Annotated in this window: 17 protein-coding genes and 1 riboswitch; of the genes, 12 read left to right on the plus strand and 5 right to left on the minus strand. The window is 42.0% G+C overall.

Annotation, left to right across the window (positions count from 1 at the left end):
- Positions 1-10: 10 nt before the first annotated feature.
- Positions 11-643, minus strand: coding sequence for a LysE family transporter (locus BA70_RS09600; RefSeq protein WP_034321292.1), 633 nt, complete (start codon positions 641-643; stop codon positions 11-13).
- A gap of 239 nt (positions 644-882) precedes the next feature.
- Positions 883-992, plus strand: a riboswitch (TPP riboswitch).
- 126 nt (positions 993-1118) lie between these two features.
- Between BA70_RS09600 and thiC the strand changes: the two genes are divergently transcribed.
- Entirely contained in the window at positions 1119-2879 is a 1761-nt protein-coding gene (gene thiC, locus BA70_RS09605; protein ID WP_034321294.1) for a phosphomethylpyrimidine synthase ThiC, read from the plus strand.
- Between the two features lie 33 nt (positions 2880-2912).
- On the opposite strand, the gene BA70_RS20315 is transcribed toward thiC, so the two are convergent.
- Positions 2913-3062 carry a hypothetical protein gene (locus tag BA70_RS20315; RefSeq protein WP_167331432.1) on the minus strand — a complete coding sequence of 50 codons (150 nt, stop codon included), beginning with the start codon at positions 3060-3062 and terminating at the stop codon, positions 2913-2915.
- A 191-nt stretch (positions 3063-3253) separates the two neighbouring features.
- Here BA70_RS20315 and BA70_RS09610 point away from each other — a divergent pair, with 191 nt between their 5' ends.
- Positions 3254-3436: a hypothetical protein gene (locus BA70_RS09610; protein WP_078061691.1), complete on the plus strand. Its 183-nt coding sequence runs from the start codon at positions 3254-3256 to the stop codon at positions 3434-3436.
- A 35-nt stretch (positions 3437-3471) separates the two neighbouring features.
- On the opposite strand, the gene BA70_RS09615 is transcribed toward BA70_RS09610, so the two are convergent.
- A complete protein-coding gene (locus BA70_RS09615) occupies positions 3472-4116 on the minus strand; it encodes a protein kinase family protein (RefSeq protein WP_034321300.1) in 645 nt (214 codons plus the stop codon).
- A 239-nt stretch (positions 4117-4355) separates the two neighbouring features.
- Between BA70_RS09615 and BA70_RS09620 the strand changes: the two genes are divergently transcribed.
- The 7 genes from BA70_RS09620 (at position 4356) to yajC (ending at position 9374) form a co-directional block, all read left to right on the plus strand.
- Complete coding sequence (locus BA70_RS09620; protein WP_034321426.1) at positions 4356-4856, plus strand: intercompartmental signaling factor BofC; 501 nt, start codon at positions 4356-4358, stop codon at positions 4854-4856.
- A gap of 149 nt (positions 4857-5005) precedes the next feature.
- Positions 5006-5611 (plus strand): Holliday junction branch migration protein RuvA, encoded by a 606-nt coding sequence (ruvA, locus tag BA70_RS09625; protein WP_034321303.1) that lies wholly within the window; start codon positions 5006-5008, stop codon positions 5609-5611.
- Between the two features lie 11 nt (positions 5612-5622).
- On the plus strand, positions 5623-6627 hold the full coding sequence (ruvB, locus tag BA70_RS09630; protein ID WP_034321306.1) for a Holliday junction branch migration DNA helicase RuvB: 1005 nt from the start codon (positions 5623-5625) through the stop codon (positions 6625-6627).
- A complete protein-coding gene (locus tag BA70_RS09635) occupies positions 6620-6820 on the plus strand; it encodes a DUF2905 domain-containing protein (protein ID WP_034321309.1) in 201 nt (66 codons plus the stop codon). The genes ruvB and BA70_RS09635 overlap by 8 nt, the downstream gene beginning before the upstream one ends.
- Positions 6821-6854: 34 nt before the next feature.
- A complete protein-coding gene (queA, locus tag BA70_RS09640) occupies positions 6855-7883 on the plus strand; it encodes a tRNA preQ1(34) S-adenosylmethionine ribosyltransferase-isomerase QueA (RefSeq protein WP_034321311.1) in 1029 nt (342 codons plus the stop codon).
- A 31-nt stretch (positions 7884-7914) separates the two neighbouring features.
- The gene (gene tgt / locus BA70_RS09645) at positions 7915-9060 is read left to right on the plus strand and encodes a tRNA guanosine(34) transglycosylase Tgt (RefSeq protein WP_034321314.1); all 1146 of its coding nucleotides are present in this window, start codon (positions 7915-7917) and stop codon (positions 9058-9060) included.
- A 47-nt stretch (positions 9061-9107) separates the two neighbouring features.
- Positions 9108-9374 (plus strand): preprotein translocase subunit YajC, encoded by a 267-nt coding sequence (gene yajC / locus BA70_RS09650; protein WP_034321317.1) that lies wholly within the window; start codon positions 9108-9110, stop codon positions 9372-9374.
- 49 nt (positions 9375-9423) lie between these two features.
- Here yajC and BA70_RS09655 read toward each other — a convergent pair whose 3' ends face one another.
- Complete coding sequence (locus tag BA70_RS09655; protein ID WP_034321320.1) at positions 9424-9801, minus strand: TIGR04086 family membrane protein; 378 nt, start codon at positions 9799-9801, stop codon at positions 9424-9426.
- 165 nt (positions 9802-9966) lie between these two features.
- On the opposite strand from BA70_RS09655, the gene BA70_RS09660 reads away from it, so the two are divergent.
- Positions 9967-10629: a DUF421 domain-containing protein gene (locus BA70_RS09660; protein WP_034321323.1), complete on the plus strand. Its 663-nt coding sequence runs from the start codon at positions 9967-9969 to the stop codon at positions 10627-10629.
- Between the two features lies 1 nt (position 10630).
- On the opposite strand, the gene spoVB is transcribed toward BA70_RS09660, so the two are convergent.
- The gene (gene spoVB, locus BA70_RS09665; protein ID WP_034321326.1) at positions 10631-12181 is read right to left on the minus strand and encodes a stage V sporulation protein B; all 1551 of its coding nucleotides are present in this window, start codon (positions 12179-12181) and stop codon (positions 10631-10633) included.
- Positions 12182-12297: 116 nt separating this feature from the next.
- Between spoVB and BA70_RS09670 the strand changes: the two genes are divergently transcribed.
- Positions 12298-12594: a post-transcriptional regulator gene (locus BA70_RS09670; RefSeq protein WP_003216788.1), complete on the plus strand. Its 297-nt coding sequence runs from the start codon at positions 12298-12300 to the stop codon at positions 12592-12594.
- A gap of 41 nt (positions 12595-12635) precedes the next feature.
- Complete coding sequence (secDF, locus tag BA70_RS09675; RefSeq protein WP_034321328.1) at positions 12636-14864, plus strand: protein translocase subunit SecDF; 2229 nt, start codon at positions 12636-12638, stop codon at positions 14862-14864.
- Positions 14865-15242 lie beyond the last annotated feature (378 nt).

The raw sequence follows: 15242 nt of genomic DNA on the forward strand, positions 1-15242 counted from the left end.
TAGCCTTTTCTTAAAAATATACCTTGATGCCTATATAAAATTCGTAAAAGAAATAACAGCCAAATCCAAGTAATAAAATACCAGCAATAATGGATGTCCACTTGATCATTGTCCGATTCATCACTTTTCTTGTCAAAGACACAATTGTGAGAAGACCGAGGTCATGAAGAAGAATCCCTGCCAAAATACCGCCGGCAGCCAACATAAATTCAGATGAATCAGTTTTAGTATAAGCATCTGCCAGTACAGCACCAAACACCGATACCCAGAACACAAGGTTTCCAGGGGATACTGCCACAAGCAAGCCGTTTCGGTAAGTTTTTGCGAATGATTTGTTGACTTTTTCTCCTGCTAAATGGATGTCTTGGTCCGCATTTTTAATGGAATCATATGCAAGAATCATCAAGAATACGGCCCCGATCAGCCAGAGCGGAATTTGGACAAACGGCAATGATAAAAACTGTGCGAACCCTGCATATAAAGCCAAGATGAGCAAGATATCTATTGTCATGCCGCCGGCTCCAACTGTTAAGCCATGAAAGAACCCGTTTTTTAACCCCTGCTTTGTCATTTCAACCGTGATCGCTCCAACAGGTAGAGCAATTGAGAATCCTACGACGATAAATGTTAGAAATGTTTGCAATCGACTAGAACTTCCTTTGAACAAATGGTTTGTATAAAAATTCTCCGTTTAGATTAATTATACATGATAGGATAAAAGGATCAATGATTATTTCTGTTTTGATCGAATTAAAGGGGAGAGCTGTTGTATAGAAGTTTGCATATCATGCTCATCGGTGTAGCTTGTAGGGGAAAGGAACTATTTTCCTGAATCTTCTTTTTTTCATATCGCCTCTATGATAAACTGATGTGGAAATCAATAAGAGTGACTAGGGGTGCCCGCTAAGTGGGCTGAGAGAGAAGCTTAAGCTTCTTAACCCTTTGGACCTGATCTGGCTCGTACCAGCGTGGGGAAGTTGAAGATGATACGTGTGTCATATGAATGACATTCATGTTTTTTTCTGACGACGAAACCAGGTTCTCAACATAGAGCCTGGTTTTTTGCTGGTGCTGATTCCATCCTGTCCGATGACAAAAAGAGAAGGAGAGAACAGCAAATGAAAGAAAAGAAAAATGTCCCATCAACCCAATCTTTACTATCAAGCTTTGACGGAAGTCGAAAGGTGTATGAGCAGGGCTCAAGATCTGACATCTTGGTGCCAAAAAGGGAGATTATGCTCTCAAATACTGTGACACAGGCGGGAGACATTCAAAATGACCCGATCCGTGTGTACGATACAAGTGGACCGTACACAGATGAGAACGCCTATATTGATGTTACAAAGGGTTTAAAGCGTCTTAGAGCGGCGTGGATTAAAGAAAGAGAAGATACAGAAAGCTACGAAGGGCGTCATGTGAAACCGGAAGATAACGGGTATCGTTCAAAGGGGAAAGAGCCCTTTCATCATGTTCATACTGATTTTCATCATGTGCCGCTTCGCGCGAAACATGGCGCCTGTGTGACACAAATGCATTATGCAAAAAAAGGCATCATCACACCTGAAATGGAATTTATCGCTTTGAGAGAACAGCTAAGCCCTGAGTTTGTTAGAGAGGAAGTAGCCAGCGGAAGAGCAGTCATCCCAGCAAATATTAACCATCCAGAAAGTGAGCCGATGATTATTGGAAAGCATTTTCACGTCAAAATCAATGCGAATATTGGCAATTCAGCTGTGACATCATCCATCGATGAAGAGGTAGAGAAGATGACGTGGGCGATCAGGTGGGGGGCAGACACAATGATGGACCTGTCCACTGGAAAGGACATTCATACAACGAGAGAATGGATCATTCGAAATTGCCCAGTCCCAGTAGGAACCGTTCCCATTTATCAGGCACTTGAAAAAGTGAATGGAGTGGCAGAAGATTTGACGTGGGAAGTGTACCGAGACACATTAATTGAACAAGCTGAACAAGGTGTAGACTACTTCACGATTCATGCGGGCGTGCTATTAAGGTATATTCCGCTTACAGTCGATCGAGTAACGGGAATTGTGTCAAGAGGCGGGGCGATTATGGCAAGATGGTGTCTCGCTCATCATCAAGAAAACTTTCTTTATACCCATTTCGAAGATATTTGTGAAATTATGAAAACCTATGATATTGCCTTTTCTCTTGGAGATGGACTCAGACCAGGTTCGATCGCTGATGCAAATGATGAGGCGCAGTTTGCAGAACTGAAAACGTTAGGGGAATTGACAGAGATCGCCTGGAAACATGATGTACAGGTGATGATTGAAGGACCTGGACATGTCCCGATGGATAAAATCAAAGAAAATGTCGATAAGCAGATGGAGATTTGCAAAGAGGCACCATTTTACACGTTAGGACCTCTTACAACAGATATTGCCCCGGGATATGATCACATTACATCCGCTATCGGCGCTGCCATGATCGGCTGGTATGGAACAGCCATGCTGTGTTATGTGACACCAAAAGAGCATTTAGGTCTGCCAAATAAAGAAGATGTGAGAGAAGGCGTCATCGCTTATAAAATTGCCGCACATGCAGCTGATCTAGCAAAAGGACATCCTGCTGCACAAAAGCGCGATGATGCATTATCGAAAGCGAGATTTGAATTTAGATGGCGGGATCAATTCCACCTGTCACTTGATCCAGAAAGAGCTTTGGCGTTCCACGATGAAACATTGCCAGCTGAAGGTGCAAAGACCGCTCACTTTTGCTCCATGTGTGGACCGAAGTTTTGCAGTATGAAAATTTCTCATGATATCCGCAATCAATCAGAAGAAGTGAAAAAAGAGATGGAGAAGAAGGCAAAAGAGTTTGTCAGCCAAGGAAGTCAAATCTATCAGTCCTAAAAAAGAACCTCGCACTTCTCTTGTGCGGGGTTTTTATAAAACGGCTGAAAAGGCTTTTCTCACGAGATGGAAAAATGCTCTTACTGCAATCGCCATGATTTCCATACTCGGAATCAGGGCATCTGTTAAATGAAACAAGACAGTTTGTCTCTCTGGAGATGTTCGTTTCTTTTTCTGTTTCATGAAGACAGCCTCCTTTCTAAACAATATACTTCTTTACAGATTAGAGAGATAGAGATGTTGTGTGAATTTAAACAAAATTTAAACTTCTTGCGTTTGGAAGGAAAGAAGGAGGGGAAACGAGTTGAATAGAGAATGAATGAAAAGAGCTGACCTTACCAGTTAGCGAACAAGAAAGAGTGGAAGGTGATCTTATGATGAAAGTATTCAAGGTAACATTTCATATGAACAATGGGGAAGTGCTTGATTTCGAGCTAAAACGTCCAGCTACCTACGATGTGTATAAAAAAATTGAGGAATCCAATCAATGGTTTAAGCTGAATAATGAAATCATTAACCTATTAAATGTCAATAGCATTCATGTAGAAACAGAATAAAACAAAAAAGCCGCTCGGAAGGAGAGCGGCTTTCATTATGCAGAGAAATCATTTCGGTTGTTAAGCTGGCCGCGGGAGAACCAGTTCTTTTTATACAAATAGGCAATCACTTCAAGCCACAGACGCGGCGCTTTTTTAGGGAAAAAAGGTTTTTGGTAATAGACATAAGCAGCTTTTAAATCATCCCATTGATGACATGTTTTCGTTTGGGTGAAGCGGGCAACGTCGATTACCTTCACGAGCCCTTCCTTTGTTAAGATCAGGTTGCGCAGATGGATATCTGAAGGGTTTAACCCTTTATCACGTGCTTCTTCTAGCGCCTCATCTACTTGTTCAATCATTTGTTTCTTGATCGGAATCCCCTTTGTCAGGCATTCATAGAATGTGTGACCTTTTATATATTCCATTAAAATATACTGATCCCCAGACTCATAAATCTCAGGGTAGTAAGACGAACCGGAAAGTTTTTCATATATTGCTGCCTCTTTGCGGGCAATGTGTTGATAAGAGGGAAAAAAGACTTTTAACGCCATTTTCTTGCCGTCTTTTTTATATGAAAATACATAAGCACTTCTTCCTTTGCCGCACAGCTCAAGCTCTGCCGATTTTAAGGCGAGCTTATTAAAACGTTTTTCTTCATGATACTGAATCGATTCGGCTAATCTTTTGACATCTGACATTGACTTCACCTTCTTTGGTTTCAGTTTATGCGGCTGAAAAACGAATGATGAAAAAACCGTTTCATTCGATAAAGCAATGGATTGTATAAAACATAACATTTACGAATGAAGGATACAATGAAAGACTCTTAAAACGAGTCCATGTAATCGGTTTGGTTAATGTTTAGAAAAATGGGTCAAACTACATATGTCATGCATCGATCTTATGTTCTAAAGAGGTGTAAATAGTGAAAGTGAAGATGAAACGTTTCGTTACAGGACTTATCATGACAAGTGTTCTTTTTTCCGCTGCGGATATGGAAGGAAAAGAACACTTGCAAAAGCAGTCAAACACCATCAACGTTCAGCTTGAAAAAGTCTATCTAGACGGCGATGTGAGTATTGAAAGACACCGGGCATCATTAGAAGACAAAGACACATTTTGGACGCAGTATAAAGGCTGGACGCTCGTGGAACAACAAGAGGATTTTGCCCTTTTTAGAAAACAAATTGATGATATCTCTCCATTAAGTAAAGCAAATGGATATATCGGATTATCAGAGGACGGTGTCATTTCTACGTTTCATGGAAGGCCAGGCGACTGGGCGGAGCCTATTCACCTCTTCTTTCAAATTGATACGTCCCGTTTAGAAAGTCATGTGGAGGAGCAGCTTGAACAAGGCATTCCTTTTCGAACAAAAGATGAATTTGAGCATGTGCTTGAAGTCATGAAACCTTACCGAAATGAAATATCGTTTTAAAAGCGTGTGACAGCTTGCTGGTGTGAAGACCGCAAGCTGTTTTTCATGGTTGCACCGTAAAAATGGATTGAGCGAACGTATGTTAACTTTTATTGCGGTTTTCTCTTCGATTTATGTTACAATGAAGAACAGTCAAAGAGGTGAAAACGGTGATAGAGTTTGTGAAAGGGACCATTGATTATGTGTGCCCGCAATATGTTGTCATTGAAAACGGCGGAGTGGGATATCAAGTCTATACCCCAAACCCGTTTATCTATCAAGTAAATAAACAAGAAACGATTTATACGTATCATTACATAAAGGAAGACGCGTTTTCGTTATATGGATTTCAAACACGAGAAGAAAAAGCGTTGTTCACAAAACTGTTAAATGTCACAGGGATTGGACCAAAGGGCGCACTTGCGATCCTTGCTTCCGGTGATCCTGGCGCTGTCATTTCAGCGATAGAACGTGAGGATGAAGCATTCCTTATTAAATTCCCTGGCGTTGGCAAAAAAACAGCCCGTCAGATCATTCTTGATCTAAAAGGAAAGCTTGCAGATGTGGTGCCAGAAATGATTGGCAACTTATTTAATCACGAGGATCATATTCAGGTCGAAACGCAGCAAACCGCTTTAGATGAAGCGCTTGAAGCCTTAAATGTTCTTGGATATGGTGATCGTGAAATCAAAAAGGTTCTTCCATTATTAAAAGAAGAGAAGAATCTCACAACCGATCAATATGTGAAAAAAGCTTTACAAAAAATGTTGAAATAGGGTGATGTCTCATGGATGAACGGCTCGTCTCAACTGAAGCAGACAACCATGAATCAGCCATTGAGCAAAGTCTGCGGCCTCAGACGCTTAGCCAATATATTGGTCAGCGAAAAGTAAAGGATAATCTCAGCGTGTTTATTGAAGCTGCCAGGATGAGGCAGGAAACGCTTGATCACGTCCTTTTATATGGACCGCCTGGACTAGGGAAAACAACGCTTGCGTCGATCATTGCCAATGAAATGAATGTTCAGCTGCGTACAACGTCTGGACCAGCGATTGAGCGTCCTGGAGATTTGGCGGCTATCTTGACATCTCTTGAACCTGGCGATGTTTTGTTTATTGATGAAATTCATCGCTTGCAGCGCTCAATTGAGGAAGTGCTATATCCTGCGATGGAGGATTTTTGTCTAGATATCGTCATTGGAAAAGGAGATACAGCGCGCTCTGTACGGCTTGATTTACCGCCATTTACACTTGTAGGTGCTACGACCCGTGTTGGGCTTTTAACAGCGCCGCTTCGTGATAGGTTTGGGGTACATGCAAGATTGGAATACTATGAGCAAAGAGATTTGGCTCACATTGTAGCAAGAACAGCCGAGCTGTTCGAGATTGGGATCGACATTCGCTCAGCTGAAGAGATAGCGAGACGTTCTCGGGGAACGCCGAGGGTCGCCAATCGTTTACTCAGGAGAGTAAGAGATTTTGCGCAGGTGCTTGGGAATCATGCCATTACACAAGACATTGCCGAAGATGCCCTTGAGCGTCTCCAAGTCGACAGGCTGGGACTGGATCATATAGACCACAAGCTGCTTTTAAGTATGATTGAAAAATTTAGAGGCGGTCCTGTTGGACTTGATACGATATCAGCGACAATTGGAGAAGAATCACATACGATTGAAGATGTGTACGAACCGTATTTGCTGCAAATTGGTTTTCTGCAAAGAACGCCAAGAGGCCGGGTCGTCACAAGAGAAGCGTATGAACATTTTCATATGGAGGTTCCGATTCGTGACTGAATTCCCTAAAATATTGATGATTTTAGGTGGTGTCCTTTTTGCCGCAGGCTTATTGTTTCAATTGGTTGGTAGGCTTCCAGGTGATATTTTTGTGAAAAAAGGAAATGTGACGTTCTTTTTTCCCGTGATTACGTGCATTGTCATTAGCATCGTACTAACCATTTTACTCAATATCTTTGGACGGATGAAATAACGTTAACTAGTTAATTACAGAATAGGTGAAGGAAATGAAGCTAGAACTATTTGATTTTGATTTACCAGAAAGATTGATTGCACAAGTTCCACTTGAAAAACGAGATGCATCAAGACTGATGGTCTTAAATAAACAAACGGGTGCGATCACACATGATACATTCTCACAAATCACCGATTATTTTCAAAAGGGTGATTGTCTCGTTTTAAATAATACGCGCGTTCTGCCTGCACGTCTGTTTGGCATGAAAGAGGATACAGGGGCAAAAGTTGAACTTCTTTTATTGAAACAAGAAGAAGGAGACAATTGGGAAACACTCGTAAAACCAGCAAAACGTGTGAAAAAAGGAATGGTTATCACATTTGGTGATGGACGGCTCCAAGCCGTATGTACAGAGGAATTGGAACATGGCGGGAGAAAAGTCGAGTTTCAGTATACAGGCATTTTTTATGAAGTGCTTGAATCCCTTGGAGAAATGCCGCTGCCTCCATATATTAAAGAGCAGCTTGATGATCGTGAGCGGTATCAAACCGTGTATTCGAAAGAAGTTGGTTCAGCTGCCGCTCCTACTGCCGGTCTGCACTTTACAACCGAACTGCTGGATGCGCTCAAAGCGAAAGGTGTGCATATTGCTTTTATTACCTTGCACGTGGGGCTTGGCACTTTTCGTCCGGTCAGTGCGGAGCGTATTGAAGAACATGAAATGCACGCTGAGTTTTACGAAATGAATGAAGAAACGGCTGCAGAGCTTAATCGCGTGCGCCAAGAAGGCGGGCGAATTATTTCAGTTGGCACAACATCAACACGAACGCTTGAAACCATTGCAAGTGCACATGATGGCAAATTCCAAGCGTCAAGTGGCTGGACGTCGATCTTTATTTACCCTGGCTACACATTTAAGGCAATTGATGGAATGATCACGAACTTCCATCTGCCAAAATCCTCGTTAATTATGCTTGTCAGCGCATTAGCTGGACGAGAACACGTACTGAAAGCGTACAACGAGGCAGTAAAAGAGGAATACCGATTCTTCAGCTTTGGCGATGCCATGCTGATTCAATAACAACATACAACAAAGACAGGAGGGCTCATTTTTGTCGCAATTACCGATACGTTATGAGTTCATTAAATCATGCAAACAAACAGGTGCACGTCTTGGCCGCGTTCATACACCGCACGGGTCGTTTGAAACACCTGTATTTATGCCAGTAGGTACACTGGCTACAGTGAAAACAATGGCGCCTGAAGAATTAAAAGCAATGGATGCAGGCATCATCTTAAGCAATACGTACCATCTATGGCTCCGTCCGGGTCATGACATTGTGAAAGAAGCGGGCGGCTTGCACAAATTTATGAACTGGGATCGAGCCATTCTAACTGATTCAGGCGGCTTCCAAGTATTTTCTTTGAGTGAATTTAGAAAAATAGAAGAAGAAGGCGTTCACTTCCGTAATCATTTAAACGGAGACAAGCTGTTCCTTTCTCCTGAAAAAGCCATGGAAATCCAAAATGCGCTCGGCTCTGATATTATGATGGCATTTGACGAATGCCCCCCATATCCAGCGGAGTACGATTATATGAAACGTTCTGTGGAGCGGACAAGCAGATGGGCAGAGCGCTGCTTAACGGCACACCAGCGTCCAGAGGATCAAGGTCTGTTTGGGATTGTCCAAGGCGGAGAATACGAAGAGCTTCGTAAACAAAGTGCAAAAGATCTTGTTTCACTTGATTTCCCAGGATACGCTATCGGAGGTTTATCTGTTGGTGAACCAAAAGATGTGATGAACCGTGTGCTGGAGTTCACAACGCCATTTTTACCGGCAGACAAGCCAAGGTACTTAATGGGGGTCGGCTCACCAGATTCATTAATTGATGGCGCCATTCGCGGTGTAGATATGTTTGATTGCGTACTGCCGACGAGAATTGCGAGAAACGGCACCTTGATGACAAGTGAAGGACGTCTTGTTGTGAAAAATGCAAAATATGAGCGTGATTTCAGACCAATCGATGAAAACTGTGACTGCTACACATGCAAAAACTACACACGCGCCTATATTAGACATTTAATCCGTACAAATGAAACGTTCGGAATTCGATTAACAACTTATCATAATCTTCATTTTCTGTTAAAATTAATGGAGCAAGTGAGAGAAGCTATCCGTGAGGATCGTTTAGGTGATTTTAAAGAAGAGTTTTTTGAGCGTTATGGCTTTAACAAACCGAATGCGAAAAACTTTTAACGCATAAACGAAAGGCTTTACAATCATTTAGAAAGGGGTGAGATAGAATGGATGGTGGTATGGGTTCAATCATTATGATTGTTGTCATGTTTGCTGTGCTTTACTTCTTGTTAATTCGTCCACAGCAAAAGCAACAAAAATCTGTGCGTCAGATGCAGCAATCTTTATCAAAAGGCGATAAAATCGTTACAATCGGTGGTTTACACGGTGAAATCGACTCAATTGATGAATCAAAAGTGGTCATCAAAACAAGCGAAAACAACCGTTTAACTTTCGACCGTCGTGCTATTAGAGAATTAGCTGACAAAGGCTAATCCTCCAATACATAGCCATAAAAAAAGAGCGAATCATATCGCTCTTTTTTTATTTGCCTCGGAGATTGACCCCAATCATTCCCCCTAGCATACATATCCCCAAAAAGGCAGCATGATAGATGAATTGCTCTGGTGAAAAAGTTTTCCCAAACCCTAAATACTGAAATAAGAATACAGTAAGAGAAAAGATAAAAGAAGTGATAGCACCAATGAGCCAGCCTCGTTCCTTTGCTTTCCCCCCAGAAATGATCCCTCCTAAAAAAAATGCCACGAAGGACAAAATCATAATCATCCATTTAAACGATGATTCCTGCATACTTGTAAAGGTAAGCATGAGTGATACAAGTAAGCTTGTGACAATCATCACGACAAAAATGGCAATTAAGCCAGATAAAATGCCTCTTCCTATTTGTTTCGTTTCCTGCATGTGATTCGTCTCCTCTCCAATTGACCGAAGCTTGTCTTTTACTAAAATGTATTCACGACGAAGAAAAAATAGACATGTTTCTCACAATAAAAATAGAGGCTTTCTTTTCTACATAAATAAAGTGTTTTGACACAAGCTATGTTGGAGAAGGAGGGTTTACATCACATGCAGGACATCTTAATCATCTCCATGAGAACGGTCATTTTATATTTTCTCATTTGGTTTATCTTTCGTTTAATGGGAAAGAGAGAGATTGGAGAACTTAGTATTTTAGATCTTGTCATTTTTATGATGATCGCTGAAATTGCGGTGCTGGCGATAGAAGAAGTAGAGGATCATATGTTACATACGGTATGGCCGATCCTGCTGTTAACCTTCATTCAAATCACACTTGCCTACCTCTCGTTAAAGTTTCAAGGGGTTCGGCGCTTTCTCGACGGCAAGCCAACCTTGATCATCATCAATGGAAAAATAGACGAGGGTGCGATGAGAAAACAGCGATACAATTTTGATGATCTGCTTATTCAATTAAGAGAAAATAACATCGATAGTATTCAGGATGTCTCATACGCCATCTTAGAGCCATCAGGAAAGCTCGCCGTTGTCGAAAAAGAAAATAAGGACACACATGCCGCGCTTGAGCTTCCTCTTATTGCAGACGGTATTGTGCAGCATGACCACCTTAAGCAAATTAATCAAAATGAACAGTGGCTGAAAGATGAGCTTGCCAAAAGAGGCTATCATGACCTTGACCAAATCTCCTACTGTAGCTTTAACCAAAAGACTTTTTATATTGATTTGAAAGATGAAGTGATCAAGAAGAGATGAGCTAAAGCAGCTTCCCGATAAATGGGATGCGGCGCAGCTCTTCTCGTTTCACTAACCCAAGACAGATTAATAGAATGACATACAAGATGCATGTGACAAAGATCAGCATCACAAGCTCAAGAGGGGCAGAAAAGAGTCCGGTGACTTGAGACTTCAGCCATAAGCTGACAGCTCCTGTGCCTATGATCACAAGGACGCATATACCATATTCCTTCAATGGTAAATGAATAGTCAGAACCTTTCCAACAGTTGCCGCATGGAGCAATGTGACAAGGACGATGCCGATCAATATCGCAAGTGCTGCGCCCATAATGCCAAAGCTCGGCTGGGAAGCAAGGACGAAGATCATCCCTGTTTTGACAACAGCACCTATCAGGCTATTGGTCATGGCTGCACCAGCTAAATTCAATGCTTGAAGGACAGCTTGAAGCGGACCTTGAAAATAATATAGCAGAAAAAATGGTGCCATGAATTTCACATAGATGGCCGCATGCGATGAACCATACATGAAGAGCGTTAAATCTTCTGCATAAACGAAAAGAATAATACATGAAATTCCTCCGCTGAGTAAACAAAGGCGCATCGCCTGCTTCAGCCGGTATTCCACCGTTTTGCGTTTGTTCTGCTCCATTCCTTCACTAATCGCCGGGACTAGTGCGGTGGAGAGTGAATACGTAATAAAACTAGGTAGTGTCAAAAGGGTCAGCGCAAGCCCGGTCAACTCACCATACTGTCTTGTCGCTTCAACAGCTGCATATCCAGCAATGGCAAGGCTTTGCGCGACAACAATCGGCTCTAAAAACCACGAAATATTGCCGATGAAACGGCTGCCTGTCGTTGGCAGGGCAATACTCATTAGCTGTTTAAATGTGTCCTTCCCGTCATGAATCGCCTTGAAAAATCGTTTTCGAATACGGATGGTTTTTTTATAACGGAAGGCGATCAGTAAGTAAGCAAGTGAAATCATCTCTCCAATAACAGATGAAATCATGGCACCGGCTGCCGCATATTCAATCCCATAAGGAAGGAAAGCCGTTGTACATACCGCCACAAGAGAAATTCTTGCGACCTGTTCCAGCACTTGAGATATCGCAAGTGGACTCATCTGCTGTCTTCCTTGGAAATATCCTCTTAACACACTGGAGATGGCGATGACCGGTACGACTGGTGTAATGGCAAGCAGTGGATAGACCGTTCTAGGATCTGTCAGCATATTTTCCGCCATAATGGGTGCAAACCATAAAAAGAGCGGTGTGAAAATAAGGCTGAGTGTTCCTGTTATCGCAAGGGACATAACCAGAATGCGTTTTGTTTTCTGTTTGTCACCTCGGGCTTCTGCTTCTGCGACAAGCTTACTGATGGCGACAGGCAGTCCGAATTGTGTCAGCGTCACAGCTAGAAAAAAGGTAGGTGCAGCCATCATATAAAGCCCGACCCCTTCTTCACCAATGAACCGTGCGATGACAATTCGATTGACAAAACCCAATATTCTCGTGATAAAACCTGCTAAAATTAAAATAATTGTCCCCTTTAAAAACGTTTGCTTCGTCAAATCAAAGATCACCTGCCTTCTCAAACGACATAGAATCATATACAATAAGATATGCGTGTATATCGTCCAAGCATGACAAGTCTCTCGATAAAAAACTGAAAAGGGGGAGCCTCACATTGACACAACATCCGGCTGCTATATACAAAGACCATTTAAAGCCTTTTCTGTTCAGTAAGCTTGAAGAATTCATCGTTTTGGGCTATAAAGATGTAGATTTAGAGGAATTATGGTCATACTTAGAGAATAAGAAGTGGAAGAAAAAACAAGAGTATCCGATTCATGAAATGGTTGCAGATATTTTATCTGTGAAAATTGGCGAATTTATGAACTATGCAACCGTTCAGTCGTTTAAAACGTCTGCTTTTTTGGACAGTGAAGATGGCAAGAATATGCTAGATGAACTGTTGAAATAAGCCATCTAAATGGATTCAGGTGTTTAAGGAGGAAATACATAATGAAAAAAGGGCGCATTCTTGCGTTTTTCTTAGTGGTTCTGTTAATTGGAACTGTTGTGGGCTTATTGACAAAGCCTGTTGCAAAAGATATGACGCTAGGGCTGGACTTGCAGGGTGGATTTGAAGTCCTATATGATGTACACCCAGTGAAAAAAGAGGACAAGATCACAAATAGCGTTCTCGTCAGTACAGTGGAGGCTTTAAACCGTAGAGCAAACGTGCTTGGTGTGAGTGAGCCAAACATCTCAATTGAAGGCAACAACCGTATCCGCGTGCAGCTTGCCGGGGTAAAAGATCAAAACAGGGCAAGGGAGATTCTTTCGACTGAAGCGCAGCTTTCCTTCAGAGATACGAATGATAAAGAGCTCCTAAACGGCTCCGATCTTGTAGAAAACAGTGCAAAACAAACATTCAATCAAACGAATGAGCCGATTGTCACTGTCAAACTAAAGGATGCGAAAAAATTTGGTGACGTGACAAGAAAAGTAGCGGCCATGGCACCGAATAACCAGCTCGTCATTTGGCTTGATTACAATAAAGGAGATTCCTTCAAAAAAGAAGTCTCAAAATCAGACCACAAGTATGTGTCTGCACCGAATGTAAACCAAGAGATTAACAGCAGTGACGTACAAATTGAAGGAAGCTTTACTGTCCAAGAGGCAAAGGACCTCGCAAGCATTTTAAATGCCGGGGCATTGCCAGTAAAATTAACTGAAAAATATTCAACATCTGTGAGTGCACAGTTTGGTGAACAAGCGCTGAACGAAACCGTATTCGCAGGAATTGTAGGAATCGCATTTATCTTCTTATTCATGCTGCTTTATTACCGACTACCTGGTCTTATTGCTGTCATTACACTTTCAGCCTATATCTATATTACCTTGCAAGTGTTCGACTGGATGGGTGCGGTTATGACACTACCTGGAATTGCAGCACTGATTCTTGGGGTAGGGATGGCTGTTGATGCCAACATTATCACTTATGAACGGATCAAAGAGGAGCTTAAGCTCGGTAAATCTGTTCGTTCTGCTTTCAGGTCAGGGAACCGCAGATCATTTGCGACCATCTTTGATGCGAACTTAACGAGTATTATTGCTGGTGGGGTTCTGTTCTTCTTCGGGACAAGCTCTGTTAAAGGATTTGCAACGATGCTGATCCTATCCATTCTAACAAGCTTTATCACGGCTGTATTCCTATCAAGATTCCTTCTTGGACTCCTTGTTGAAAGCCGCTTCCTTGACCGTAAGAAAGGCTGGTTTGGTGTCCGTAAAAAAGACATCATGAATATTCACGAAACAACAGAAAATACCGAACCAAAAACGCCTTTTGATAAATGGGATTTCGTCAGCAAACGGAAAGGCTTTATGATTTTCTCAGCGACGATCACCATTGCTGGTATCATTGTACTTTCTATTTTCAAACTCAATGCAGGTATTGATTTTGCAAGTGGAACAAGAGTAGATATCCAAAGCGATCACAAGCTGTCAACTGAGCAAGTGGAGCAAGACTTTAAAAAGTTAGATCTTGAAACAGACAGTGTCGTGTTATCAGGGCAAAAAGAAAATCAGGCAGCTGCTCGATTTGTTGGTGTGCCGAATAAAGAAAAGATCGCTGAAGTGAAAGATTACTTCAAAGATCAATATGGCACAGAACCAAACGTCAGTACCGTGTCTCCGACTGTCGGAAAAGAACTTGCCCGTAATGCATTATACGCCGTCATCATTGCTTCAATCGGAATCATTTTATATGTCTCTGTCCGTTTTGAATATAAAATGGCGATTGCAGCGATTATCTCTCTGCTATACGACGCATTCTTTATTGTGGCTTTCTTTAGTATTACGCGTTTAGAGGTAGATGTCACCTTCATTGCGGCGATACTCACGGTCATCGGATACTCGATCAATGACACGATCGTGACCTTCGACAGGGTTCGTGAACAAATGAAAAAACGCAAACCGAAAACAATTGAAGATCTATCGTATATTGTGAACTTAAGTTTACAGCAAACCTTTACGCGATCTGTCAACACAGTGCTTACCGTACTTGTTGTTGTTGTCGCACTGCTCATCTTTGGATCAGCGTCTATTACAAACTTCTCCATCGCCTTACTTGTCGGCTTATTAACAGGGGTGTACTCATCTCTTTATATTGCGGCGCAAATTTGGCTTATGTGGAAAGGCCGCGAGCTGAAAAAGCCGGCTAAAATAGACACAGAACAAGATATTTAATCTAGAAAGACTGCCTGCTTGGCAGTCTCAGATTGTTGACAAAGGGCTAAAATGAAGTTTATTTTAGCCCTTTGTCTTCTTTTCAGCGTGATTGAAAACCTTTGAAGTCTAGGAAGGACGAGCACCGGAGCGGAGCGAATTCGACATTCGTGAGCACCGGCGCGCAGGACTGACACCGAATGCGAGGGTTTGTCTACACGCTGAGGCTGCCTGCTTGGCAGTCTTTTTTTCATATATCATCCGTATATTTCACAAGAATAAGACGATTTGAAAAACATTTCGAGTTTCATTGATCTTGAAATGGTCTTTTGCTATAATGACATACGTTTAGATCAGTACAGAAAGCAAGTGTCCATATGAGGCATTTGGCTTTATTCA

The organism is Bacillus zhangzhouensis (assembly GCF_000715205.1).
Taxonomy (GTDB): Bacteria; Bacillota; Bacilli; order Bacillales; family Bacillaceae; genus Bacillus; species Bacillus zhangzhouensis.

Excerpts from the sequence above, each read along its gene's own strand:
- thiC (WP_034321294.1), top strand. The coding sequence starts at position 1,119 with ATGAAAGAAAAGAAAAATGTCCCATCAACCCAATCTTTACTATCAAGC.
- BA70_RS20315 (WP_167331432.1), bottom strand. The coding sequence starts at position 3,062 with ATGAAACAGAAAAAGAAACGAACATCTCCAGAGAGACAAACTGTCTTG.
- BA70_RS09610 (WP_078061691.1), top strand. The coding sequence starts at position 3,254 with ATGATGAAAGTATTCAAGGTAACATTTCATATGAACAATGGGGAAGTG.
- BA70_RS09615 (WP_034321300.1), bottom strand. The coding sequence starts at position 4,116 with ATGTCAGATGTCAAAAGATTAGCCGAATCGATTCAGTATCATGAAGAA.
- BA70_RS09620 (WP_034321426.1), top strand. The coding sequence starts at position 4,356 with ATGAAACGTTTCGTTACAGGACTTATCATGACAAGTGTTCTTTTTTCC.
- ruvB (WP_034321306.1), top strand. The coding sequence starts at position 5,623 with ATGGATGAACGGCTCGTCTCAACTGAAGCAGACAACCATGAATCAGCC.
- queA (WP_034321311.1), top strand. The coding sequence starts at position 6,855 with ATGAAGCTAGAACTATTTGATTTTGATTTACCAGAAAGATTGATTGCA.
- yajC (WP_034321317.1), top strand. The coding sequence starts at position 9,108 with ATGGATGGTGGTATGGGTTCAATCATTATGATTGTTGTCATGTTTGCT.
- BA70_RS09655 (WP_034321320.1), bottom strand. The coding sequence starts at position 9,801 with ATGCAGGAAACGAAACAAATAGGAAGAGGCATTTTATCTGGCTTAATT.
- BA70_RS09660 (WP_034321323.1), top strand. The coding sequence starts at position 9,967 with ATGCAGGACATCTTAATCATCTCCATGAGAACGGTCATTTTATATTTT.
- secDF (WP_034321328.1), top strand. The coding sequence starts at position 12,636 with ATGAAAAAAGGGCGCATTCTTGCGTTTTTCTTAGTGGTTCTGTTAATT.